Annotated in this window: 29 protein-coding genes; 2 read left to right on the top strand and 27 right to left on the bottom strand. The window is 52.3% G+C overall.

Annotated elements, in window-relative coordinates; translation table 11 throughout:
- Positions 1-65: 65 nt before the first annotated feature.
- Complete coding sequence (gene plsY, locus AACH41_RS01620; RefSeq protein WP_338656312.1) at positions 66-677, bottom strand: glycerol-3-phosphate 1-O-acyltransferase PlsY; 612 nt, start codon at positions 675-677, stop codon at positions 66-68.
- A 109-nt stretch (positions 678-786) separates the two neighbouring features.
- Here plsY and folB point away from each other — a divergent pair, with 109 nt between their 5' ends.
- On the top strand, positions 787-1,137 hold the full coding sequence (gene folB / locus AACH41_RS01615; protein WP_194749139.1) for a dihydroneopterin aldolase: 351 nt from the start codon (positions 787-789) through the stop codon (positions 1,135-1,137).
- A 793-nt stretch (positions 1,138-1,930) separates the two neighbouring features.
- Here folB and xerD read toward each other — a convergent pair.
- The 22 genes from xerD to AACH41_RS01505 form a co-directional block, all read right to left on the bottom strand.
- Positions 1,931-2,848, bottom strand: a complete 918-nt coding sequence (gene xerD / locus AACH41_RS01610; RefSeq protein WP_338656307.1) for a site-specific tyrosine recombinase XerD — start codon at positions 2,846-2,848, stop codon at positions 1,931-1,933.
- A 6-nt stretch (positions 2,849-2,854) separates the two neighbouring features.
- Positions 2,855-3,331, bottom strand: a complete 477-nt coding sequence (locus AACH41_RS01605) for a methylated-DNA--[protein]-cysteine S-methyltransferase (RefSeq protein ID WP_338656305.1) — start codon at positions 3,329-3,331, stop codon at positions 2,855-2,857.
- A gap of 104 nt (positions 3,332-3,435) precedes the next feature.
- Positions 3,436-3,825, bottom strand: a complete 390-nt coding sequence (rplS, locus tag AACH41_RS01600; RefSeq protein WP_194749841.1) for a 50S ribosomal protein L19 — start codon at positions 3,823-3,825, stop codon at positions 3,436-3,438.
- A gap of 33 nt (positions 3,826-3,858) precedes the next feature.
- On the bottom strand, positions 3,859-4,608 hold the full coding sequence (trmD, locus tag AACH41_RS01595) for a tRNA (guanosine(37)-N1)-methyltransferase TrmD (protein WP_275356797.1): 750 nt from the start codon (positions 4,606-4,608) through the stop codon (positions 3,859-3,861).
- Positions 4,609-4,626: 18 nt separating this feature from the next.
- Positions 4,627-5,178, bottom strand: coding sequence for a ribosome maturation factor RimM (gene rimM, locus AACH41_RS01590; RefSeq protein WP_338656302.1), 552 nt, complete (start codon positions 5,176-5,178; stop codon positions 4,627-4,629).
- A gap of 22 nt (positions 5,179-5,200) precedes the next feature.
- The gene (gene rpsP / locus AACH41_RS01585; protein ID WP_194749838.1) at positions 5,201-5,623 is read right to left on the bottom strand and encodes a 30S ribosomal protein S16; all 423 of its coding nucleotides are present in this window, start codon (positions 5,621-5,623) and stop codon (positions 5,201-5,203) included.
- 81 nt (positions 5,624-5,704) lie between these two features.
- The gene (gene queC, locus AACH41_RS01580; protein WP_194749837.1) at positions 5,705-6,403 is read right to left on the bottom strand and encodes a 7-cyano-7-deazaguanine synthase QueC; all 699 of its coding nucleotides are present in this window, start codon (positions 6,401-6,403) and stop codon (positions 5,705-5,707) included.
- Positions 6,404-6,405: 2 nt separating this feature from the next.
- Positions 6,406-7,047 carry a 7-carboxy-7-deazaguanine synthase QueE gene (queE, locus tag AACH41_RS01575; protein ID WP_338656300.1) on the bottom strand — a complete coding sequence of 214 codons (642 nt, stop codon included), beginning with the start codon at positions 7,045-7,047 and terminating at the stop codon, positions 6,406-6,408.
- An 84-nt stretch (positions 7,048-7,131) separates the two neighbouring features.
- Positions 7,132-7,995 (bottom strand): YbgF trimerization domain-containing protein, encoded by an 864-nt coding sequence (locus AACH41_RS01570; RefSeq protein WP_338656298.1) that lies wholly within the window; start codon positions 7,993-7,995, stop codon positions 7,132-7,134.
- The gene (gene pal, locus AACH41_RS01565) at positions 7,982-8,533 is read right to left on the bottom strand and encodes a peptidoglycan-associated lipoprotein Pal (protein ID WP_338656296.1); all 552 of its coding nucleotides are present in this window, start codon (positions 8,531-8,533) and stop codon (positions 7,982-7,984) included. Before pal ends, AACH41_RS01570 begins: the two co-directional genes overlap by 14 nt.
- Positions 8,534-8,594: 61 nt before the next feature.
- Entirely contained in the window at positions 8,595-9,932 is a 1,338-nt protein-coding gene (gene tolB / locus AACH41_RS01560; RefSeq protein WP_338656294.1) for a Tol-Pal system beta propeller repeat protein TolB, read from the bottom strand.
- 57 nt (positions 9,933-9,989) lie between these two features.
- Positions 9,990-10,829 carry a cell envelope integrity protein TolA gene (gene tolA / locus AACH41_RS01555; protein WP_338656292.1) on the bottom strand — a complete coding sequence of 280 codons (840 nt, stop codon included), beginning with the start codon at positions 10,827-10,829 and terminating at the stop codon, positions 9,990-9,992.
- A gap of 21 nt (positions 10,830-10,850) precedes the next feature.
- The gene (locus AACH41_RS01550) at positions 10,851-11,243 is read right to left on the bottom strand and encodes an ExbD/TolR family protein (RefSeq protein ID WP_194749831.1); all 393 of its coding nucleotides are present in this window, start codon (positions 11,241-11,243) and stop codon (positions 10,851-10,853) included.
- An 11-nt stretch (positions 11,244-11,254) separates the two neighbouring features.
- The gene (gene tolQ / locus AACH41_RS01545; RefSeq protein ID WP_194749830.1) at positions 11,255-11,929 is read right to left on the bottom strand and encodes a protein TolQ; all 675 of its coding nucleotides are present in this window, start codon (positions 11,927-11,929) and stop codon (positions 11,255-11,257) included.
- Positions 11,926-12,321 carry a tol-pal system-associated acyl-CoA thioesterase gene (gene ybgC / locus AACH41_RS01540; protein WP_338656289.1) on the bottom strand — a complete coding sequence of 132 codons (396 nt, stop codon included), beginning with the start codon at positions 12,319-12,321 and terminating at the stop codon, positions 11,926-11,928. Before ybgC ends, tolQ begins: the two co-directional genes overlap by 4 nt.
- A 1-nt stretch (position 12,322) precedes the next feature.
- On the bottom strand, positions 12,323-13,369 hold the full coding sequence (gene ruvB, locus AACH41_RS01535) for a Holliday junction branch migration DNA helicase RuvB (RefSeq protein WP_194749828.1): 1,047 nt from the start codon (positions 13,367-13,369) through the stop codon (positions 12,323-12,325).
- 129 nt (positions 13,370-13,498) lie between these two features.
- Positions 13,499-14,074, bottom strand: coding sequence for a Holliday junction branch migration protein RuvA (ruvA, locus tag AACH41_RS01530; protein ID WP_338656286.1), 576 nt, complete (start codon positions 14,072-14,074; stop codon positions 13,499-13,501).
- Positions 14,071-14,631, bottom strand: coding sequence for a crossover junction endodeoxyribonuclease RuvC (gene ruvC, locus AACH41_RS01525; RefSeq protein WP_338656284.1), 561 nt, complete (start codon positions 14,629-14,631; stop codon positions 14,071-14,073). Before ruvC ends, ruvA begins: the two co-directional genes overlap by 4 nt.
- A 59-nt stretch (positions 14,632-14,690) precedes the next feature.
- The gene (locus tag AACH41_RS01520) at positions 14,691-15,419 is read right to left on the bottom strand and encodes a YebC/PmpR family DNA-binding transcriptional regulator (protein ID WP_275356499.1); all 729 of its coding nucleotides are present in this window, start codon (positions 15,417-15,419) and stop codon (positions 14,691-14,693) included.
- Positions 15,420-15,600: 181 nt separating this feature from the next.
- Positions 15,601-16,521 (bottom strand): EamA family transporter, encoded by a 921-nt coding sequence (locus AACH41_RS01515; RefSeq protein WP_338656282.1) that lies wholly within the window; start codon positions 16,519-16,521, stop codon positions 15,601-15,603.
- Between the two features lie 16 nt (positions 16,522-16,537).
- Positions 16,538-16,912 (bottom strand): nuclear transport factor 2 family protein, encoded by a 375-nt coding sequence (locus AACH41_RS01510; protein ID WP_338656280.1) that lies wholly within the window; start codon positions 16,910-16,912, stop codon positions 16,538-16,540.
- 28 nt (positions 16,913-16,940) lie between these two features.
- Positions 16,941-17,450 (bottom strand): MarR family transcriptional regulator, encoded by a 510-nt coding sequence (locus AACH41_RS01505; RefSeq protein WP_338656278.1) that lies wholly within the window; start codon positions 17,448-17,450, stop codon positions 16,941-16,943.
- Between the two features lie 112 nt (positions 17,451-17,562).
- Here AACH41_RS01505 and AACH41_RS01500 point away from each other — a divergent pair, with 112 nt between their 5' ends.
- Positions 17,563-17,994 (top strand): CBS domain-containing protein, encoded by a 432-nt coding sequence (locus tag AACH41_RS01500; protein ID WP_194749821.1) that lies wholly within the window; start codon positions 17,563-17,565, stop codon positions 17,992-17,994.
- 68 nt (positions 17,995-18,062) lie between these two features.
- Here the strand turns inward: AACH41_RS01500 and yegQ are convergent, their stop codons facing one another.
- The 4 genes from yegQ to AACH41_RS01480 form a co-directional block, all read right to left on the bottom strand.
- A complete protein-coding gene (gene yegQ / locus AACH41_RS01495; protein WP_275356495.1) occupies positions 18,063-19,409 on the bottom strand; it encodes a tRNA 5-hydroxyuridine modification protein YegQ in 1,347 nt (448 codons plus the stop codon).
- Between the two features lie 54 nt (positions 19,410-19,463).
- Entirely contained in the window at positions 19,464-19,883 is a 420-nt protein-coding gene (locus tag AACH41_RS01490) for a secondary thiamine-phosphate synthase enzyme YjbQ (protein ID WP_194749819.1), read from the bottom strand.
- 116 nt (positions 19,884-19,999) lie between these two features.
- A complete protein-coding gene (locus AACH41_RS01485) occupies positions 20,000-20,788 on the bottom strand; it encodes a quinoprotein dehydrogenase-associated SoxYZ-like carrier (protein ID WP_338656274.1) in 789 nt (262 codons plus the stop codon).
- 96 nt (positions 20,789-20,884) lie between these two features.
- Positions 20,885-21,313: a VOC family protein gene (locus AACH41_RS01480; protein ID WP_275356493.1), complete on the bottom strand. Its 429-nt coding sequence runs from the start codon at positions 21,311-21,313 to the stop codon at positions 20,885-20,887.
- Positions 21,314-21,355 lie beyond the last annotated feature (42 nt).

The following is a 21,355-nucleotide window of genomic DNA, read 5'->3' as shown; positions in this document are numbered from 1 at the left end:
AAAATCTAAAAAAGATTCTCAAAACTATCTCCCCAGTTTTTATATCTGGGTTTATCGGCAGTTAATTATTTCTTTCCAAATCGGCTTTCAGTGCCGGCCAACAATTTTTCAATATTGGACTGATGGCGAATTATCAAAAACGCAGACATCACCACCACAACGGCTACATATACCGGGTAAGGTGACAGAAACTGCCAGGCAATCACAGGCGCCAATACAGCAGCGACCAGGGCAGACAAGGAAGAAATACGGCTGATTAAAAACACCGCTAGCCAGACGGCAACCACACTCAACGCCAGCCAACCCGAAAAGGCAATCATCACGCCCAATGCCGTCGCCACACCTTTGCCGCCTTTGAATTTATGATAAATCGGGTACAAGTGACCAATAAACACGGCCAACCCTACCAATGCCACCACATCCATCAACATACCAGCCTGCAGTGCCAACCATGTCGGCAACCACCCTTTGAACGCATCGCCCAGCAAGGTCAAAATCGCAGCGGATTTTTTACCGCTACGCGCCACATTGGTCGCGCCGATATTGCCACTGCCTACGGTGCGTGGATCTGGCAGGCGGTACAGCTTGCTGATAATAATGCCAAAAGCAATTGAGCCTATCAGGTAAGCCGCAGCGATCCACACCAATGCTTCAATATCAAAACCAATTTCGTTCATGCGCTTAATTCCACTAAAATGCAGCCGCTTAGCCAGCCACTGCACGATGTTGTATGATGCCGAATCATACTGGATTCCAGCCTGCGCGGAAATAAAAGGACACAGATTCATGGACACAATTTTTCTCGAACAAGTCAAAGTGCAAACCAAACTGGGCGTGCCAGAATGGGAGCGTACCGTGCCGCAAACTGTGATTCTGGATATTGAAATCGGCTACGACTTTAGTAAAGCCTGCCTCAGTGACGCGATTGAAGACACGATTGATTATGGTCAGGTAGTCGCCCGCATTCGCGAAACATTAGCCGAGCATAGCTTTAAACTGGTTGAAGCCTTGGGTGAACATGTTTGCCAGCTGATTTTGCAGGAATTTAAAGCGCAGAATGTGAAGTTGAAGGTGAGCAAGCCGGGTATATTGCCGGGGTTGAAGGCGCTAGGAATTGTTATTTCTCGGACCGCTTAACTCCCCCTGAAAGCTTAAAGCTTTTTCGCCTTTAGGCGAGTTACTTTCTGTTGCTTGCCCCACAGAAAGTAACCAAAGAAGACGGCACCCAGCCATCACGGCCTTCGGCTGCCTTGCGTTGCTCAACAAAGTAAGCGGTCACGAAACTCGCCCTAGCAGCTTGCACACACCGCAAGCTGCCGCGGAGCTCAGACAGTCGCTCCCTTCCTCCTTACTTTGTTTCCGCTACTCAGCGTGATGGAATGGGATTTATCTCACCAAAGTTGCATCGTTGAAATTTGGACGGTTGAAAAACAACAATTATTTAATTAATTCCATAAATGGTTGCGGTCGCATGGTGTTCGGGGTCCCCATCTGCCGCGCCGAGCAACGCAGGGTTGCCGGGAGTATTCGGCCATCGGCTGTCTGAGTTCCGCAGTGGCTTGCGTCTTGTGCAAGCCGCCAGGGCGAGTTTCGATGGCCGCCCGGCAAGCCGAGTAGCACAGGAAACAAGCGGAAGCTGGGGTGCACTTTCTTTTGGTTACTTTATCTTTGTGCAAGCAAAGAAAAGTAACTCGCCTAGAGGCGAAAGAAAAAGGTGGATCTCCGAGGAAATATCTACAAATACTCGCAGCAGGTTCAGCACTCTCTCTTCGATTGTGTCAAGTTTAGTATTAACCTGACCTGGATTCCGGCCTCCGCCGGAATGACAACTTGTTGCAAGATGCACTGGTTCTGCATAATTCAGCCATTACTTAGGCTGAGTATGCTCTGCGAAACCCTGCCTTTCTAGCCAATACAATGCGACAAAATTCTACCCCCTCGGGTGATGCACCTTATGCAGCTGCTGCAACCGCTCCCTCGCCACATGCGTATAAATCTGCGTGGTCGAAATATCTGCATGTCCCAGCAACATCTGCACTACGCGTAAATCCGCGCCATGATTGAGCAAATGCGTAGCAAACGCATGGCGTAACACATGCGGGCTGATATGCTGAGAAATCCCCGCCTGCAAGGCATACCGCTGAATAATGTGCCAAAAGGCATGCCGCGTCATGGCATCGCCACGTGTGGTGACAAACACCGCATCACTCAGACTGCCTTTTAAAATCTCCGCGCGGGCGCCTGCCAAGTAACGGTCTATCCACTCGGCCGCTTCCTGGCCCATGGGCACCAGGCGCGTTTTGCTGCCTTTACCGGTGACGCGCACCACGCCATCTTGCGTACTGACCTCGCTGATTTTGATATTTACCAGCTCTGAGACACGCAATCCGCTGGCATAGAGCAGCTCAAGCATGGCTCGGTCTCGCATACCAAGCGGCGCGTTCACATCCGGGGCATTGAGCAAATCTTCCACCTGCGACTCACTCAGCGTTTTTGGCAGTGACCTAGGCATTTTGGGCGCTTCGATATGCAAGGTAGGGTCTTGCTGAATCAGATTGGCGGCCAGCGCGTACCGGTAAAAACGGCGCAAGGTGGCTATCAGGCGGTTAATACTCCGCACCTTCACTTGCGGGAAACGATGGGCAAGATATGCTTGCACATCATGCGACTGCACCTCCCACAAAGTATGGGTGTGCTGCCTGCACCACTCGGAAAAACCTTTTAAATCGTTGCGGTAGCTGGATAAGGTATTCGGCGACAAGCCATCTTCCAGCCAGAGCTGATCGATAAAGGGATCGATTTCAGGAAATGCTGCCGCCTCGGTCAAAGAATGCGCTTTTTGCTGCATCGGCGTTTATTTGTGGCCTTGCTCATGGGCGAGCAGCCAGCGTTTAATCTCCAAACCACCGTCTATGCCTTGCATAAATCCGCCCAGCCCATGGCTGGCAACCACCCGGTGACAGGGATTAAACAAGGGCAAGGGATTGGCACCACAGGCATTGGCCACGGCACGTGGGCCAGAGTCAACCGCAGCCGCCAACTGGCTGTAAGTCCAGGTTTCACCGACAGGGATCGCACGCATGGCCTGCCAGACGCGTTGCTGAAAAGCCGTGCCGAGAGTGGAGTGAATAGGTTGCCAGACCATATGCGGATTTTCAAGATAAGTGGCGACTTGATCAGCCACGCCTTGCGCACGCGGATGGGGGCTGGCTTTGACGGGCAATGCATGTAGCAAGAATTGCAGCCGCTCACCGGCCTCATCGCTACGCACACCAACAAAGCCAAAGGGCGCAGGCACCAATGCATCGAGTTCATCATCAAGACGGTTCATGCGCCTATTTAACTGTAATCTTGGCCCGGGTGCAACCAACTATCATTAGAATATGGCAATAAAAAAGCCCTTCAACTGAAGGGCTTTTTGCTGCAACGCTTGAATTAAGAGTTGTCTGCTGCGATGTCTTTTTCGCGAGCAACCAGCTTCTCTTTAATACGTGCAGATTTACCTGAACGCTCACGCAAGTAGTACAGTTTAGCGCGACGCACGTCACCACGGCGTTTCACTTCGATAGAAGCGATCAGTGGGGAGTAAGTCTGGAATGTACGCTCAACGCCTTCACCTGAAGAGATTTTACGCACAATGAAAGAGGAGTTCAGACCTCTGTTACGCTTGGCGATGACCACGCCTTCGTAAGCCTGCACCCGTTTACGGTTACCTTCAACCACGTTTACACCTACAACTACGGTGTCACCTGGCGCGAAGTCAGGGATAGCTTTGTTTAAACGAGCAATTTCTTCTTGCTCTAACATTTTGATAATGTCTGCCATGTCAGTTCCTTTTAATTGTAAAGTGACTCGTTCCTACTCGACGCCTTTTGATGCAACGTCTTTAAGTAGCCTAGCCTCTTCTTTCGTCAACGGCCTTTCAGCCAATAAATCCGGGCGTTTAGCCCTTGTTAGCAGCAGCGATTGTTGTAATCGCCATTGTCTAATCTTTTCATGGTGTCCAGACAGCAATACGTCGGGCACCTTTAATCCTGCAAATTCTTCCGGGCGCGTGTAGTGCGGATAATCGAGCAGGCCATTCACAAATGAATCTTCCTGCGCCGAATCAGCATCGCCAAGTGCCCCAGGCAGTTGGCGGATGATGGCATCCAGCAACACCATGGCAGGCAACTCACCGCCACTTAACACATAATCGCCGATGGAGAGTTCTTCATCCACCAAGGTATCCAGCACGCGCTGGTCTACGCCTTCATAGCGGCTGGCTAACAGCACCAGCCCCGGTAATGCTTTGAGCTGCATCACTTTTTCGTGTGTCAGCGGTTTGCCCCGTGGCGATAAGTGGATCACCCTGGGCGTTATTTCTTTCGCACTTAAGCGTGCTTTGGCTTCGCCAATGGCATGCGCCAGCGGCTCCGCCAGCATCACCATGCCTGGTCCACCACCATATGGCCGGTCATCAACGGTGTGATGCACATCCTGCGTATATTGGCGGGGATTGGTCAGGGTTAACTGATACAAGCCACGCTGTCTGGCACGACTAGTAATCCCGTATTCCGTCAGTGCTGCAAACATCTCAGGAAACAAACTGATCACTTCAATCTGCATCATGAGCTGCGCTTTCTTTTAAAAATCGGCATCCCACTCCACAAGCACGGTACCCGCCTGGATATCCACCTCTGGCACAGCGTCACTGGTAAACGGGATCAAACGCTCGCGATACTCTTCGCGCAGTTTGCCATCCTTGCCTTTGACCTGTGTCGGCTGCTTTTCGCGCACGACCAGCACATCGTTCGCGCCGGTTTCCAGCACTTGCGTAATCTTGCCGAAATCCACGCCTTCAGTATTGCTGACTTGCAAACCAATCAGATCAGACCAGTAATACTCGCCCTCTTCTGTCTCGGGCAAGGCCTCACGCGGTACAGCAATTTGCTGACCTTTGAGCGCAAAGGCGGCATCTCTATCGCCCACCCCTGACAACTTGATCAGCAACACATCGTTATGGATTTTGGCTTGCTCTACCGTCGTTTCACGCCAATTCGGCGCTTTACCGATCCACCAGGCTTCGTAGTCCAGCAGGCCATCCAGATACTCAGTATCAGGCACGACTTTTACCCAGCCATAAACGCCATATGGGGCGACAATGCGCCCCATCACAACCATGTTCTCAAACGCCATCTGTATTCAGGCGTTGAAACAATTACTCAGCAGCTGGCGCTTCAGCGGCAGCTGCTTGTGCGGCGGCAGCTTCTGCAGCAGCAGCGTCGGCTTCTGCTTTAGCCTTGGCAGCGGCTTCTGCAGCGGCAGCAGCAATGGCTTTCTCTTTGGCAGCTTCAGCTTTAGCAACTTCTTTCGCTTTCGCAGCTGCCATGCCTTCAACGCCTTTAGCGTGGAATTTAACCAGACGTGCTACGGTGTCGGACAGTTGTGCACCGTTCTCAACCCAGTATTGTGTACGTGCTTCATCGATACGCAGGCCTTCAGCGCCAGCGCGTGCAGATGGATTGTAGAAACCAACGCGCTCGATAAAACGACCGTCACGACGGTTGCGGGAATCTGCCACAACAACGCTGTAAAACGGGTTCTTTTTGGAGCCACCACGTGATAAACGAATAACGACCATAATCTTGTTCTCTTAAAAATGAATTTCTTTGCAGAAAGGCGCGGATTATACTTGATTTTTTAAAACAGTGGCAAGTCTTTTTCACTCACCTGACGATGCATTCCTGTACAGCGTCGGATCAGCCACGCCCGCTTGTATAAATCCCGCTTTGCGGAAGCGGCAGGAGTCACACACACCACACGCGGCGCCTTGACCATCGGCCTGATAACAAGAAACGGTTAAGCCATAATCCACGCCCAGCGCATGGCCGGTGCGGATGATGTCAGCCTTGGTCATATCGATCAACGGTGCATGCACAGTAATGGTTTGTCCCTCCACCGCAGCTTTAGTGGCCAGATTGGCCATTTGCTGGAAGGCTTTGACATATTCACCACGGCAATCAGGGTAGCCGGAATAATCCAGCGCATTGACGCCGATAAAAATATCCCGCGCCTGTAACACTTCGGCCCAGGCCAGGGACAAGGATAGCATAATCGTATTGCGTGCCGGCACGTAAGTGACAGGAATGCCCTGCGTCTCTTGCTCAGGGACGGCGATTGCATTGTCAGTGAGTGCCGAACCACCAAATAAGGACAAATCCAGCTGTACGGTTTTATGCTCGGCTGCCCCTAAGGCTGCCGCAACGCGTTGGGCGGCCTGCAGCTCGACATTATGGCGCTGATGATAATCCAGGCTCAGGCAATAACAGTCGTAGCCTTGCGATTTGGCAATTGCCAATACCGTACTTGAGTCCAGGCCGCCCGATAATAAAATCACCGCCTTAGGGTTTGCTGCTGTCACGCTTATACTCCTTGCTTCTCGCCCCAGAGAATTTTATGTAATTGAAGCTGCATACGCACCTTGAGGTGATCTTGCAAAATCCAGCTGGCCAAAGTTTCGCCACTGACCTCATGAAAGCTGGGCGAAAATAACTGATCGCAATCGGCCGGAAATGCCCTGGTCTGTAACATCAATTTGGCCCAGTCATAATCTTCCCGGCTGCAAATCACCCATTTCACTTCATCACCGGCTTTCAGCAAAGGCAAGTTTTCCCAGCGGTTTTTTTCTACTTCACCCGACCCCGGCGTTTTGATGTCCATAATCACTTTCACGCGTGAATCGACCTCGGCGATATCCATGGCACCACTGGTCTCCAAAGACACCTGATAGCCAGCATCGCCCAGCCTGGTCAGCAATTCGATACAGCCCTTTTGCGCCAGCGGCTCGCCGCCGGTCACGCAGACGTAACGGGTATCGTAGGCTGCAATCTGCTGCATGATGTCATCCAGCGTCATATTGCTGCCGCCTTTAAACGCATACTCCGTATCACAATAACCACAACGCAATGGGCAGCCGGTCAAGCGGATAAAAATCGTAGGCAGCCCGACACGTGAGCTCTCGCCCTGCAGGGAGTAAAAAATCTCGAAAATTTTGAGTGTGGTCATGGGGAAACTAAAAGTAAACGGGCAGATATTGCTATCTGCCCGCTATTATCGCTGAAATAAGGTCATTTCAATAACGAAAATCTGCTATTTGATCGTTTCGAGCACTTTCAAGCGTTTTTGCGCGCTAGGTGTCACTTCAGCCGATGGATAAGCCGCAATGAGATCCTTCAAGGTCTTTTTGGCGGCCGGAATCTGCCCCAACTGAATCTGACTATTCGCCAGATTGAGCATGGCATTCGGTGCCAAGGGATGCGTCGCATAACTCTCCAGAAACTTCTGCTGTGTGGCAGCAGAGGATTTGTAGCTCTTCAGTGCAAACTGGGTATATCCCATGCCGTACATGGCATCTGGCACCAGCTTGCTATTAGAGTAAGTCTTCAGGAACGCATCATAGGCATTAAAGGCCTCTTTGTACTTGCCTGCCTGGTTGAGCGACTCTGCCTCGGCAAACGCGCTGGTTTCCTGCTGGGAAACATCAGCTTTTGCATCACCTGTCGTGCCACTCGCGCCTGCGACAGGTAAGCCTTGACCATTTGTCACTGATTGTGCCAAGGTTTCCAGCTTGCGCACACGCGTATCCATATCGGTGTAAGACGCATTCTGCTTGGTACGCATATCCTCAAGCTGATGGGTCACCACTTCAAGATCACCCTTCAGTTGTGCCACATCCTGACGGAGCTGCTCCAGCTGATTCTGCATGTCCAGCAAACCCTTGCCGTTGATCAGCATTTCCAGACTTTGCACGCGTCTGTCCAGCGCTTGCTGGGTGCGCGTCAGGTCTGTGATGGCTTTTTGCTGTGCATCATAATCTGTACCCTGCTTGGTTTCGAGCTCAAGAATACGCTTTCTGGCTTCAGTATCATCGAATAAAGCCGCCTGGCTGACGGTAGCCACCGTCAAGCCAAGGGCCATCAATAGCGCAGCGTATCGCAAATTACTGACCTGCATAAACGATGTCTACGCGGCGGTCTTGCTGGAAGCAACCGTCATCCGCGCAGTTTTGTTTCGCACGCTCTTCACCGTAGCTCACAGTTTCGATCTGGCTATCGCTCACGCCCAATACGTTCAGCGCATTTTTCACAGCCACGGAACGACGCTGACCCAATGCCAGGTTGTACTCGTGCGTGCCACGCTCGTCGGTGTTACCTTGCAGTACCACTTTAGTTTGTGGGTGGGCAATCAGGTATTTGGCGTGGTTAGCGATCAGGCTCTTGTACTCTTCACGAATCGCGTCGCTGTCGTAGTCAAAGAATACCTGACGCTTGGCCAATTCAGCGGCACTCAACTCGTCTTTGCTGGTATCCACATCAACGGTTTTGATATTGATTTTGTCTGTGCTTGCAGAGCCATCATTACCATTGCCGTTTTGTTTTGCCATTGGGCGAGTCACGCTGGAATCTTCAACCTTGGCTGGGTTCATCGGGGTGCTTTTACAAGCGGTCAGCACTAATGCCAGTGCTGCAATTGTCCAAATACTCTTGTTCATACTTTCTCCTTAAAAATGATTGACTGAATAAAATTAACCAAAAAGACGATTATTGTTACGACTACTTGGCTGAAGCTTGTGCAGGACCCCAGGCGGGCTCACGAATATCACCGCCGGCCTCAGACAGACGCTGTCTGACCAGACCATCCACGGTCACTGTCGCCAAGGTCCCTTTGCCGCCCACCCGGGTGGCATACATGATGGTGCGTGCGTTCGGGGCAAAGCTCGGCGACTCATCTTGCGAACCATTGCTCAGCAGTTTGACATTGCCAGACGCCAACTCCTGAACGGCTACTTTAAAAGAACCGCCGTCATTGCGAATGTAGGTTAAATACTTGCCATCGGGGGAAAAGCGCGGGCTCACGTTATAGCCACCCTCAAAAGTCACGCGTGAAGGGGAGCCACCAGAAGCAGGCACCTTGTAAATCTGAGGGCGTCCGCCACGATCCGAGCTGAAGTAAATAAACTGGCCATCAGGCGAGAACGCTGGCTCGGTATCAATCGCACTGCTTTTGGTGATTTGCTGCAAGTTGGAACCATCCGCAGCAATAGTATAAATCTGCGAGTTGGCACCATAGGTCAACACTACCGCCAATTTGCTACCGTCTGGCGACCAGGCCGGGGCACTGTTATTCCCCTTGAAGTTAGCCACCACTTTGCGCTCACCCGTATACAAGGACTGCACAAATACAATCGGTTTCTTTTTCTCAAAAGACACGTAAGCCATCTTGGTGCCATCTGGCGACCAGGCCGGTGAAATAATCGGCTCATTCGAAGACACCAGCGTTTGTGCATTGTAGCCATCGTAATCCGCAATTTGCAGCGTAAAGCGCTTACCTGTTTTGGTAACGTAAGCAATGCGCGTGGCAAAGGCGCCGGGCTGACCGGTAAACTTTTCATAAATCTGGTCGGCAATCATGTGCGCGACATGGCGATACTGACTAGCAGAGACGGTATACGTCAGTTGCAGCAACGCCGTTTGACGCAACACATCCATCACCTGCACCGAGATCTTGAGATTGCCGTTGCCTGTTGACTGCACTTCACCCAGGCTCAAGCCTTGTGCCTTGAGCGCAGTCCAGTCGGTATATTTGATTTGAGAAGCATTGGTCGGCAACGCTGGCATGCCGCTGGTATTGATAATACGGAACATGCCACTGCTACGCAGGTCGTTACTGATGATCTCATGCAAACGGCTTTGTGCTTGCGGATTGTCTGTCTCGGCCATCGGCAGAATCGCGACTGGAATCTGGATGGCACTACCGCCACTGATCTCAAGCTCTAGTGCCGCATGGGCAGGGATAACCGACAGCAGCGCAACGAATCCGGCAAAAATCGCCATGGCAAATGCGTGCATCAAACCTCGTGTGTGTGTTTTCATGGTGACAATATTATTCATCTGGTTTGCTTATATATCTGAATTATAACGAAAAGCCGCCTCATCGTCATTGCTTGCCTAGCCACGTGGCTTCAACTTCAAGCGAATCTGATCTACCATTTTTTTACGTGCCGCAGGATCATCCGGCAAATCGAAGGGCTTGGCCGCCAAAATGGCACGGATCACTGCATCATCACAAATGGCATCGCCCGACCCTCGCACCAGCTTGGGCATGCCGGAAATATCTCCCGAATTCATCATCTGGATATCTACCAGCAACTCGGGGTTAGAAACAGGGCACAAGCCGGGGTTCACATTGCTACGGATTTTGCGGCTCATCAAGCCCATGTAATAACTGAGCACAGACGGATCAACCGCTGCAGCCGCCGCCGACTGCTGTGCGTCCAACTCTTGCTGGCGCATCGCATCCTGAATTTTTTTCAGCTTTTCTTCTTCCTCTTGTTTACGCAAGGCTTCCTGAATTTTTTTCAGTTTTTCTTCCTGCTTTTTCTGCTCAAGTTCCTTCTTTTTCTCTTCGTCTAGCAGGCGCTTCTTTTCTTCCTCCTGCTTTTTGAGTGCAATTTCCGCCTCTTGTTCCGCTTGCTTGACTTGAGGCACAGGCTCGGGCTTGGGTTGCGGTTTAGGTTCTGGCTCAGGCGGCTTCGGCGGCGGTGTCGGCTCTGGTTTGGGTTCAGGCGGTGGTGGCGTCGGTTCTACCGGCTTTTCCACTGGCTTGGCAGGCTGCTTACTGGGCAAGCTATCCCACAAGGTTGCCTCCATCACACTGGGGGTCACGTGGACTGCTTTCCAGTCAACCATAAAGATCATGCCCAAGCACAGCAACACGTGCATGAGCACGGATAAGATGGCTGCCCGTTTGCGTATCGCCTGATCTTGTGGGGAATAAGTGACTTTCATGCGCTTTAAGCAACCTGCCCGTTATTTCTCATTCTGAAACAGCAAACCAACTTGATTCACCTGCGCTTGCTTGAGCAAATCCATGACGGACACCACTTCACCATAAGGCGTATTTTTATCTGCAGACACCACCACCGGCTTTTGTGTCTCAGACAGGCGCTGACGAATCAAAGCCAGCATATCGTCACGCTGCATTTCTTTGCCTTCCATCATCACAGTGCCTTCTTTTTGCACGGTGATCACAATCGGGTCACCACTCTGCTTGAGCGCCTGCCCGACTTTGGGCAACTCCACCATACCGGGATTGGTCATGGGCGCGGTCACCATAAAAATCACCAGCAACACCAGCGTGACGTCGATATAGGGGACGACGTTAATCTGGTTCATCATGCGACGTTTACGCGTTCTGCTCATCGCGGCTCCTATCAGGCTCTACGTTGCAAAATGTTGGTAAATTCTTCGATAAAGCTCTCGTAACGGACAGAGAGGCGGTCTACGCCCGCAGCAAAGCGGTTATAGGCAATCACGGCTGGGATCGCGGCAAACAACCCGATCGCAGTCGCCACCAGCGCCTCGGCAATGCCAGGGGCAACCTGGCTCAATGTCGCCTGCGCAACGTTAGACAAGCCACGGAAGGCGTTCATGATGCCCCATACTGTGCCGAACAGGCCGATGTAAGGACTGACCGAACCTACGGAAGCCAAGAATGGCAGGTGCGCATCCAGATAATCCAGTTCGCGGTTATACGCTGCACGCATGGCACGACGCGTCGCCTCCATCACATCACTGACTTCGGTATCTTTTTGCTGCTTGTAACGGATAAATTCTTTTAACCCGGCCTGAAAAATGCTGGCCATGCCTTGAGGTGTTTTGCGACCAGTCGTGATGCGCTCATACAGCTCGTTCAAATCACCGCCGGACCAGAATTGCGCTTCAAACTGATCCACATTTTCGTTGGCAGCCTTAAGTGAAAAAACTTTAATGAAGATATACCACCAGGACGCTAGTGAGGTCAGCAGCAGAATCAGCATCACCAGCTGAACTGGCAAACTGGCCCCGCTCACCAAGGTAAAAATCGACATATCGTTCGCTACATTCATGAAGACTCCAGTGCAATTTTGATACGGGCCGGAATACCCGTGGGTTTAAATGAATCCGCATCGACACAGGCGACTTTCACCTGTGCCTCAATTAAAATCGTTTCATCACGCATGACCTGCTGCTGGCAGCTAAAACTGCCACGCCCCATCTCCAGCAACTGCGAAACCACGCGCAACTGGTCATCCAGCCGGGCCGGTTTTTTAAATTGTAGCTGCATGCTGTGGACGACAAACAACACTTGTTCTTGCTGCTTGAGCGCGCTTTGGTCAAAGCCTGCCGCCCGCAACCACTCGGTGCGCGCACGCTCCATAAAATTCAGGTAGCGGCTGTGATAGACCACACCACCGGCATCGGTATCCTCGTAATACACACGTACAGGAAACTCAACCATGTTATTGCCCGGCATCTTGCCATAAATCGGCTGACACCATGCTGACAGGCGCTTTCAAGCCAAAATGCTGGTAAGTCAACTGCGTGGCCACGCGTCCGCGCGGCGTGCGCATCAGATAGCCTTGCTGAATCAGATAGGGCTCCAGCACATCTTCTATGGTGTCACGCTCTTCACCAATGGCCGCGGCAAGATTGTCCAGTCCCACTGGCCCGCCACCAAACTTTTCAACCACCGCCTGCAATAACTTGCGATCCATCACATCCAGCCCTTGCTGATCGACATCCAGCATTTTCAAGGCGGCATCGGCAATCGTATCGGTCACAATGCCATCCGATTTGACTTGCGCATAATCCCTGACCCGACGTAGCAGGCGGTTGGCAATCCGCGGTGTGCCGCGTGAACGTCTGGCAATCTCCAGTGCCCCGGCCGCTTGCATTTCAACCTCGAGCAAGTTGGCCGACCGCATGACAATCTTGGAGAGCTCGGCGTGACTGTAAAACTCCAGCCGCGCCACAATGCCAAAGCGGTCACGCAAGGGGTTGGTCAACATGCCCGCGCGCGTGGTCGCCCCCACCAGCGTAAAAGGCGGCAAATCCAGTCGCACACTGCGTGCTGCAGGTCCTTCACCGATCATGATATCGAGTCGGTAATCTTCCATGGCCGGATACAATATCTCCTCAACCACCGGGCTCAGGCGATGAATCTCGTCAATAAATAAGACGTCGTTGGGTTCAAGATTGGTCAGCAATGCAGCCAGATCGCCGGCCCGCTCCAACACCGGGCCCGAGGTCATGCGCAGGTTCACGCCCATCTCTTTAGCCACAATGTGAGCAAGGGTGGTTTTACCCAGACCAGGCGGGCCGAACAGCAGCACGTGATCAAGCGCCTCTTGCCGGCCACGGGCCGCATTAATAAAGATTTCGAGTTGACCGCGCGCCTTCTCCTGCCCCACATACTCATCCAGATGCTTGGGGCGCAAGGCACGCTCAAGCGCCTCTTCTTGAGTGCTGGCAGTAGCGGGAGCGACGAGTCTATCGGTTTCTATCATGGGTGATGGGCGATGAAGTGCAATGCAATACTCAACAATGAAGGCCTCATGCCGCGATTGAATCAGTTATTTTTGTCATCATACCATGCAGCGTATGACTATTACAGACTCGCGCTCGGCCTGGCCGGACTACTTGGCCAGATACTTGAGCGCCTGCCGGATACCATCGCTCACACTAATGCCAGGTTCCAGCAACTTCAGGGTCGCAGCCGCCTCACGCTCATAGTAACCAAGCGCCACCAGTGCATTGAGGATATCATCTGTCGCCGCTTTGACGGCCGGTTGCGCCGAGGTGGACCCCGTCACCACAAATTTGTCTTTGAGCTCGAGTAACAAACGCTCGGCCGTTTTTTTGCCGATGCCGGGAATACGCGTCAGCAAGCCGACTTCTTGCTGGCTGACAGCGAGCATCAAATCATTCACGCTGACACCACTCAAAATCGCCAGCGCAGACTTGGCACCAATGCCATTCACCTTCAACAATTGCTTGAAGGTGTTTTTCTCTTGCTCACTGCCAAAGCCATACAGCAGCTGCGCATCCTCGCGCACCACCATATGCGTCAAAATCTGCACAGGTTGCCCCAGATCGGGCAAATTATAAAAAGTGCTCATCGGCACCTCTACTTCATAGCCCACGCCATTGCAATCCACCACAATCAAGGGTGGGGACTTTTCCAGCAAGCGGCCATTCAGGCGTGCGATCATATCAATCTTCCATTTCTAACTCTGAAGCCGGTGGTGGCCAAAGCCCCCAGCCCCTGACCGCCATGTGCATGACAAATCGCGCAAGCCAAGGCGTCGGCAGAGTCCGGGCTAGGTGTAGCCGGTAATTTAAGCAGGCGCTTGACCATCTCTTGCACCTGTTCTTTTTGCGCATGGCCATTACCCACGACCGATTGCTTCACTTGCAGCGCCGTATATTCGGCCACCGGCAGTTGACGGATCACCGCCGCAGAAATGGCGGCACCGCGCGCCTGACCCAATAATAGCGTGGACTGGGGGTTGACATTAACAAACACTTTTTCAATCGCCACTTGCGTGGGCTGGTAGGTTGAAATCACCTCAAACAAGCCATCCAGAATGACCTTCAGGCGCTCGGGCAAGGCCTCTTTTTCTGACTCGCCCTCTGCGGTTTTTTTGGCTGATGCGGTTTTAATCACGCCACTGGTCACGTAGGACAATTTGCTATCCACGGCTTCTATCACACCGAAACCCGTAATTCTCAGGCCGGGGTCTATGCCCAAAATACGCTGACTACTCACGTCAAGACACCCAGTTCAAGTCGGTTGGCAAGAAAGGCGTGCACCGCCAATCGCGCCATTTAATCTTCTTCAATCACGGCAGAAGTGTAGACCTCTTGCACGTCATCGAGGTCTTCGAGCATGTCGAGAATTTTTTGCATTTTGACCGCATCCTCGCCAGTGAACACCACTTCATTCAGCGGCTTCATGGTCACTTGCGCCATCACCGCCTTCAGGCCCGCAGCCTCAAGCGCTTCTTTCACCGTGACAAAATCGCTAGGGGCCGTGATCACTTCTATGCTGCCATCCTCATCGGCAATCACATCTTCCGCACCGGCTTCCAGTGCCGCTTCCATGACGGCATCTTCTGACACACCAGGCTCAAACACCAGCTGACCACAGTGCTTGAACATAAAAGCCACGCTACCATCAGTGCCGAGGTTGCCACCATGCTTGGTTAGGGCATGGCGCACGTCCATCACCGCACGCTGACGGTTATCGGTCAGACAATCAATAATGATGGCCGCACCATTGATGCCATAGCCTTCATAACGAATTTCTTCGTAGTTAACACCCTCGAGCTCACCCGTGCCTTTTTTGATGGCACGCGTGATATTGTCTGAAGGCATATTCTCTTCTTTGGCCGCTGCCACGGCTGCCCGCAAACGCGGGTTCATGGCTGTATCACCGCCCCCCATACGCGCAGAAACCGTGATCTCTTTAATCAGCTTGGTGAAGATTTTGCCGCGCTTGGCATCCTGACGACCTTTGCGATGTTGGATATTGGCCCATTTACTATGTCCAGCCATATGACTTCCTTGTATTTTTTAACAACGGGATGAAATGTTTTAACTGGCGGATTTTACCACAGGCGCAAGCAGGCTTGGCGGCGGCTTGATTGAAGGCAGATAGGCAAGATCAATAAAAACAGGGCCTGATTTACGCAAGCCCTGCGCAATGAAAAAACCGGGAGAACAGCGAAAAATGGCGCTAAACGTTGGCACTCGCCGGCGGGATACCGTGATAGGCAGGCCGCATCATCAGAATGGAAATCAGGCTGAGGGAAAACAGAATCAGTGCCATGCCGATCATCTCCATGCCATCCGGCACTTCATGCAACTGTATCCAGGCCGCAATCACCCCAATCACGGGTGCCAGCATGGAGACCATACTGGCCACCCCGGCGGGCAACCGCTGCAAGGCAAACAGCCAGAGCAACCAGGCCAACGCGCCACATAACACCACATTAAACAATACCGCGCCGATCAGATAACCCGACCATTGCATACTCGGCGCAGGGACCAGAAAGGCAATCAGCACCATAGGCAGCGAACCCAGCAACATTGGCCAGGCGGTCAGATTGATCAGGTCTAGCGTTGGATGACGTCTGTGCAATTGCTTGGTCATAATCGCAGACACCGCCCACGACACACCAGACAACACTGCCAACAGCATGCTGAAGCTGTCTGCACGCAAATGCAAAGGATCAAAAATAAACAACATGCCCAACACAGCCGAAATCACCGCCAGCCATTGCCAGCCGTGGATACGCTCACCGAGCATGGGCCAGGCAAACAGCAAGGTCCAGAAAGGCATGGTATAAGTCAGCACCGCCGTCTTGCCCGCGCCGCCTTGCACCAGCGCCCACATAAGCACGCCGGTAAACCCCACATTCTGCAAAATGCCGAGCAGCAGCATGGTTGGAAACTCGGTCAAGCCCATTGGCCGCCGCGTCACATACAGCACCAAAAACAACACCAGCGCGCCAAAAAAGGTACGCATGGCGGCAAACTGGAACGGCCCCGCATATTGCAATGCACTTTTCATCACCACCCAGTTATAGCCCCAGATCAGCGTCAGCACCAGCAGTGCTGTCAGTGCCTGTGAACGCTGTTTAACCAATTGATCCATGCCGTTATCCGCTGATTTAGTTCCAGATATGGGTCACAGCCAGCCACCGCCCATCGGGTTGCTTTTGAAACACCACTTGCACATTGCCACCAAACTGCTGCTTGACGCCATCCTCAGCCATCATGGCTGCTGCCCAATGTCCGGTTTGAGTGACCAGCGTTTCGCTGACCACCGCCTCGTTCATCGTCAGCGCATGTTCAATGACCCCAGCCTGAATCAGGCCAGCAAAAAAATCTGCAACCGCCTGACGGCCCTTCACGACCTGGCCAGCGGGCGCAGGCATCACGATCGCCTGCTCTGCATATAAGGCCGCAATCGCCTGTGGTTTTTTGCTGTTAAAGGCAGCATCAAACTGCTGGTTTAACGCTATGAAGTGATCAACATTAGTCATACAAAACTCCTGAATTAAAGACACATTACTATTTAAAATCCCAGGCTGAGATGCCATGGTCTATCACCCCTAACAGCGCTTGCAAATCCTGGCGCTGCTGCTCGTTTAACCCTTGCATAGACTGGCGCAGCCGCGTGTAATAATCCGGCATCACGGCATCCAGCCGGGCTTGCCCGGCTTCAGTCAGACGCACTTTGACACTGCGCCTGTCTTTTGGCACCAAGATACGCTGGACCAGGCCACCTTGCTCCAGGCCATCCAACAACCCAGTCATGGTGGCGCGCGTCACCCCCAGCTTTTCTGCCAACACCGAGGGCGTAGAAGTCAGGTCAACTTCGCGCATCAACAAAATCAACACCCACCAGCGCCCCTGCAACAAATCGTGTTTACTCAGGCAGGCATCCAGCGCCACTGACAAATCGGTGGCCACACGCAGCAACATCAAGAAGCTCGCAATGGCCGTGACATCGGCTTCCGGATAGCGCTGGGCAAACCGTTGCAGGACTTCTGGGGTAGGAAGATCTCTAAGTTGTAACATAATTAGCCACATTATAGTTAGCCGGCTAATTATGTCAATAAAAATCTGAGGTTTTACTCCACGACACATCGGTGTATATTTAGACGCTCGTGCCCTATGAAAGGAGGAAGTCATGAAGACGCTTCAGCAAGTACTCACTCATAAAACACATCAAGGCATCATTAGTATTGCGCCCAACCGACCGGTGTTTGACGCACTGGTGATTCTGGCGGAATACCAGATTGGTGCACTGGCTGTGATCAAAGACGGCGAACTGGTGGGAATCTTCTCGGAACGCGATTATGCGCGCGAGATTATCCTGAAAGGCCGCTCATCCAAAACCACGCAAGTCAGTGAAGTGATGACGGAAAAAGTCATCACAGGCAAACCGGGTGACCTGGTCGAGTCGGCCATGAACACCATGCTGGAAAAACGTATCCGCCACTTGCCCGTGGTCGATCATGGCAAACTGCTAGGTATGCTTTCGATCGGGGATATTCTCAAAGAGACGATCGACTATCAGCAATCACTGATCAAGCAACTGGAAAGCTATATTCATAGCTGATGCATTTCAGCAGACAACAAAAAAGGGGAGCTCACTCCCCTTTTTTGATTGCCCAGATTGATTCGCACTTACAGATATTTGGCAACCATGGCATTATCCAGGGCAGATGCGGCAATCGGCAGTTTGACAAAATGCCCGCTGCCAGCGGCCTGCTGCACGGCTTCGCCCCGCTTATCAAAAAGCTGCTCCACCACAATGTCGCGGTTACCACTGGGGTGTATCAGTTGCAATTTGTCACCTACAGCAAATTTGTTACGCGCCTGAATGGAAGCCAGCCCCTGCTCTGCATCATAGGCCACCACATCGCCGACATACTGGCTGCGATTGGCACTCGAGTGCCCCTGGACGTAATTTTGGTGCTCGGCGGTATGGTGACGCTGGTAAAAACCATCGGTGTAGCCCCGGTTGGCCAGGTTCTCCAACTCGCCCAGCAAACGCCAGTCAAACGGACGCCCGGCTACGGCATCATCAATCGCCTGGCGGTAATTCTGGCTGGTACGCGCCACGTAGTAGCGCGACTTGGTACGTCCTTCAATCTTGAGCGAATCGACGCCAATGGCAATTAGCTTCTCCACGTGCTCAATCGCCCGCAAGTCCTTGCTATTCATGATATAGGTGCCGTGTTCGTCTTCCATGATAGGCAAAAGCTCGCCAGGACGGCCTTTTTCCTCGATCAGGTAAACCTGGTCTGCCGCCGGATGGCGCGGTAATGAGCCACAGGAAGACAGATTGGATTGTTCCAGCTCGGCCTGAAAATCAAACTCTTTTAAACGGATCACGCCTGCGGCATCGGGCTGGGCATCATGCACCTTGTAATCCCAGCGGCAACTGTTAGTACAGGTCCCCTGATTAGGATCGCGCGAATTGAAATAGCCTGACAGCAGGCAACGACCGGAATAAGCGATACACAAGGCACCGTGAATAAACACCTCAAGCTCCATATCCGGACACTCCTGGCGGATTTCGGCAATCTCGTCCAGCGATAACTCACGTGACAAAATCACCCGTGTCAGGCCCATGCGCTGCCAGAACTTAACCGAAGCGTAATTGACCGCATTGGCCTGCACCGACAGATGGACAGGCATGTCCGGCCATTGCTCGCGTACCATCATGATCAGGCCAGGGTCGGCCATAATCAATGCGTCGGGCTGCATTTCAATCACCGGCGCCATATCGCGCATATAGGTTTTCACTTTGGCGTTATGCGGTGAAATATTGCTGGCGACAAAAAACTTTTTGCCGCGTGCATGCGCCTCCTGAATGCCAATTGCCAAGTTTTGCATTGAAAAATCATTTTCACGCACGCGCAAGCTGTAGCGCGGCTGTCCGGCGTAGACCGCGTCTGCACCGTAATCAAACGCCGTACGCATGCGATCAAGATCACCGGCGGGCGCTAACAATTCAGGGGATTTCATTTCAATTTAGTCCATTAAAAAGCTTATAGCTCAATCACTTGCAGCGAATGCCATTTATTCGCCGATAATTTTCACCAGTACACGCTTGTTACGGCGGCCATCAAACTCACCGTAAAAAATCTGTTCCCATGGGCCGAAATCCAGCTTGCCTTCAGTAATCGCCACCACCACTTCGCGGCCCATGATCTGGCGCTTGATATGCGCATCTGCATTATCCTCACCAGTATCGTTATGGCGGTAGCCACTCACCGGCTCGTGCGGCGCCAACTTTTCCAGCCATATTTTGTAATCATGGTGCAGGCCGCGCTCATCGTCGTTGATAAACACGCTGGCAGAAATATGCATGGCGTTAATCAGCACCAGGCCTTCTTGCACGCCACTTTCACGCACACACGCAACCACGTCACTGGTGATATTCTTGAAATCCATGCGTGCCGGAATGTTAAACCACAGCTCTTTACGAAAACTTTTCATGCTTTCCCTTTCCCCAAATAATGTTATTTTAACATTGACGGTGAGCAGGCCAAACGCGCCCACGCAGCGCAAATAAAAAAGGCCTCCTGAGAGACCTTTTTATGCATGCATCACGATTAACTATGGACATCCAGGCTCTGGCTAAACGTCTTGCCTTCATTATCCGTGGCGACCACTTCGAGCTTGCCCGGTGCATCGGGGATAAAACTAAATTTCATGTAAGGATCTTCACTGGTGCCCACACCGACATCGACTGTCATCAACTCCTTGCCGTTGTAGGTAAAGGTGGTTTTGTTGATATAAAATGCAGGCACATAGCCTTGTGAAACCAGGTCGCGCTGCAAGCCGGTCCGCATCACATGTTTAATGTTGAACGTGGCCGTGGCGGGCTCGCCAAATTTTGGCGCATCCACACTCATTTTGATCTTGCCCGCCGCCGCCCGCACTTCGGATTCATTATTATCGACGGTACCGCCACAGCCGCCCGCCGCACGAATCTCGCGCTTACCCATATACAGCTTGCCATCTGCAGTTTCACCAATCAGGCGCACATAAGAATCGGTTTCCTGACGAATACGGGTCGCCATCTGAAAGCCGTTCAAGCTGTCGGTTAAATGATAAGTGGACGCCAATTGTATCGGGTTGGCATCGACGATCACATACAGTTTCTTTAACTGGATGCCGTTGGCCGCCGCCTTATCGTAAATGAAAGTGACGGGCACCTGTGCGCCGCTCTCGGCGCGGCGTGGCCCCTCCACTTTCAGGAAGTCAACTTCCTGAATCTCCCGCTTGTGGAAAAAAGCCTCTTTCACTACTGACCATAACTTGGGATCCGCCTCTGCATGCACCACACTTGCCGCACAGAAAGCCAACACCCCTAGGATCATCATCCATGTTTTTTTCATACGATTCCCCATCTTCCATTTTTTATCTTAGATTGCATGAAAAGGATTTTCTTATGCTTTGACAAATACAATATGTGATACGCATCACATTGACCCTCACATTTTGCTCGGGTCGCCAGATGGCCGCATCACATACGCAGGGTCACGGTACTCTTCAAAATTCAGCTCCACGCCATTACCGGCCGGATCCCGCAAGTTGATCTGGCGAACCCCATTGGCCAAGATGCGCGTGGTGTAAGTGATGCCGTGCGCCTGCAAGTGCGCCTCCATGGCAGGCATGTCTGTGCAGGTGAATGAAACATGGTCATAGGTGCCATGCACATGCAACTGCGGCGCTTCTGCCGTTTTGTACTCGGCCAGATGAATCACATCGTTATCACCGATATACAGCCAATAGCCATAGGTGGTACTCGCCACCCGCTTGCCCACCGTCAGCCCAAGCACCTCGCAATAAAAATCGCGCAGTTTGTGCATGGTTTCGCGGTCAGAGCGAAAATTGACATGATTGATTTCGGTCAGTGGCATAGTAATCCTGTGAGGTCCCGTGTGTTAAGTGGCATGCAAGTC

The sequence above is a fragment of the Methylophilus sp. DW102 genome (genome assembly GCF_037076555.1).
Taxonomy (GTDB): domain Bacteria; phylum Pseudomonadota; class Gammaproteobacteria; order Burkholderiales; family Methylophilaceae; genus Methylophilus; species Methylophilus glucosoxydans.
Note: the sequence above shows the minus strand (reverse complement) of the source record. Positions and strands in the feature narration are given on the sequence as shown.

Coding starts and splice junctions, on each gene's coding strand:
- tolB (WP_338656294.1), bottom strand. CDS start 9,932: ATGAATAATATTGTCACCATGAAAACACACACACGAGGTTTGATGCAC.
- AACH41_RS01500 (WP_194749821.1), top strand. CDS start 17,563: ATGAAGACGCTTCAGCAAGTACTCACTCATAAAACACATCAAGGCATC.
- folB (WP_194749139.1), top strand. CDS start 787: ATGGACACAATTTTTCTCGAACAAGTCAAAGTGCAAACCAAACTGGGC.
- AACH41_RS01505 (WP_338656278.1), bottom strand. CDS start 17,450: ATGTTACAACTTAGAGATCTTCCTACCCCAGAAGTCCTGCAACGGTTT.
- AACH41_RS01570 (WP_338656298.1), bottom strand. CDS start 7,995: ATGCAGGTCAGTAATTTGCGATACGCTGCGCTATTGATGGCCCTTGGC.
- AACH41_RS01490 (WP_194749819.1), bottom strand. CDS start 19,883: ATGAAAAGTTTTCGTAAAGAGCTGTGGTTTAACATTCCGGCACGCATG.
- xerD (WP_338656307.1), bottom strand. CDS start 2,848: ATGCAGCAAAAAGCGCATTCTTTGACCGAGGCGGCAGCATTTCCTGAA.
- rpsP (WP_194749838.1), bottom strand. CDS start 5,623: ATGGTCGTTATTCGTTTATCACGTGGTGGCTCCAAAAAGAACCCGTTT.
- AACH41_RS01550 (WP_194749831.1), bottom strand. CDS start 11,243: ATGAGCAGAACGCGTAAACGTCGCATGATGAACCAGATTAACGTCGTC.
- AACH41_RS01605 (WP_338656305.1), bottom strand. CDS start 3,331: ATGAACCGTCTTGATGATGAACTCGATGCATTGGTGCCTGCGCCCTTT.
- AACH41_RS01520 (WP_275356499.1), bottom strand. CDS start 15,419: ATGGCTGGACATAGTAAATGGGCCAATATCCAACATCGCAAAGGTCGT.
- AACH41_RS01485 (WP_338656274.1), bottom strand. CDS start 20,788: ATGAAAAAAACATGGATGATGATCCTAGGGGTGTTGGCTTTCTGTGCG.
- trmD (WP_275356797.1), bottom strand. CDS start 4,608: ATGCAGATTGAAGTGATCAGTTTGTTTCCTGAGATGTTTGCAGCACTG.
- tolQ (WP_194749830.1), bottom strand. CDS start 11,929: ATGAATGTAGCGAACGATATGTCGATTTTTACCTTGGTGAGCGGGGCC.
- ybgC (WP_338656289.1), bottom strand. CDS start 12,321: ATGGTTGAGTTTCCTGTACGTGTGTATTACGAGGATACCGATGCCGGT.
- yegQ (WP_275356495.1), bottom strand. CDS start 19,409: ATGAAATCCCCTGAATTGTTAGCGCCCGCCGGTGATCTTGATCGCATG.
- ruvA (WP_338656286.1), bottom strand. CDS start 14,074: ATGATCGCACGCCTGAATGGCCGCTTGCTGGAAAAGTCCCCACCCTTG.
- tolA (WP_338656292.1), bottom strand. CDS start 10,829: ATGAAAGTCACTTATTCCCCACAAGATCAGGCGATACGCAAACGGGCA.
- rplS (WP_194749841.1), bottom strand. CDS start 3,825: ATGGCAGACATTATCAAAATGTTAGAGCAAGAAGAAATTGCTCGTTTA.
- plsY (WP_338656312.1), bottom strand. CDS start 677: ATGAACGAAATTGGTTTTGATATTGAAGCATTGGTGTGGATCGCTGCG.
- AACH41_RS01510 (WP_338656280.1), bottom strand. CDS start 16,912: ATGACTAATGTTGATCACTTCATAGCGTTAAACCAGCAGTTTGATGCT.
- AACH41_RS01480 (WP_275356493.1), bottom strand. CDS start 21,313: ATGCCACTGACCGAAATCAATCATGTCAATTTTCGCTCTGACCGCGAA.
- rimM (WP_338656302.1), bottom strand. CDS start 5,178: ATGGCGTTTGAGAACATGGTTGTGATGGGGCGCATTGTCGCCCCATAT.
- queE (WP_338656300.1), bottom strand. CDS start 7,047: ATGACCACACTCAAAATTTTCGAGATTTTTTACTCCCTGCAGGGCGAG.
- ruvB (WP_194749828.1), bottom strand. CDS start 13,369: ATGATAGAAACCGATAGACTCGTCGCTCCCGCTACTGCCAGCACTCAA.
- pal (WP_338656296.1), bottom strand. CDS start 8,533: ATGAACAAGAGTATTTGGACAATTGCAGCACTGGCATTAGTGCTGACC.
- AACH41_RS01515 (WP_338656282.1), bottom strand. CDS start 16,521: ATGGATCAATTGGTTAAACAGCGTTCACAGGCACTGACAGCACTGCTG.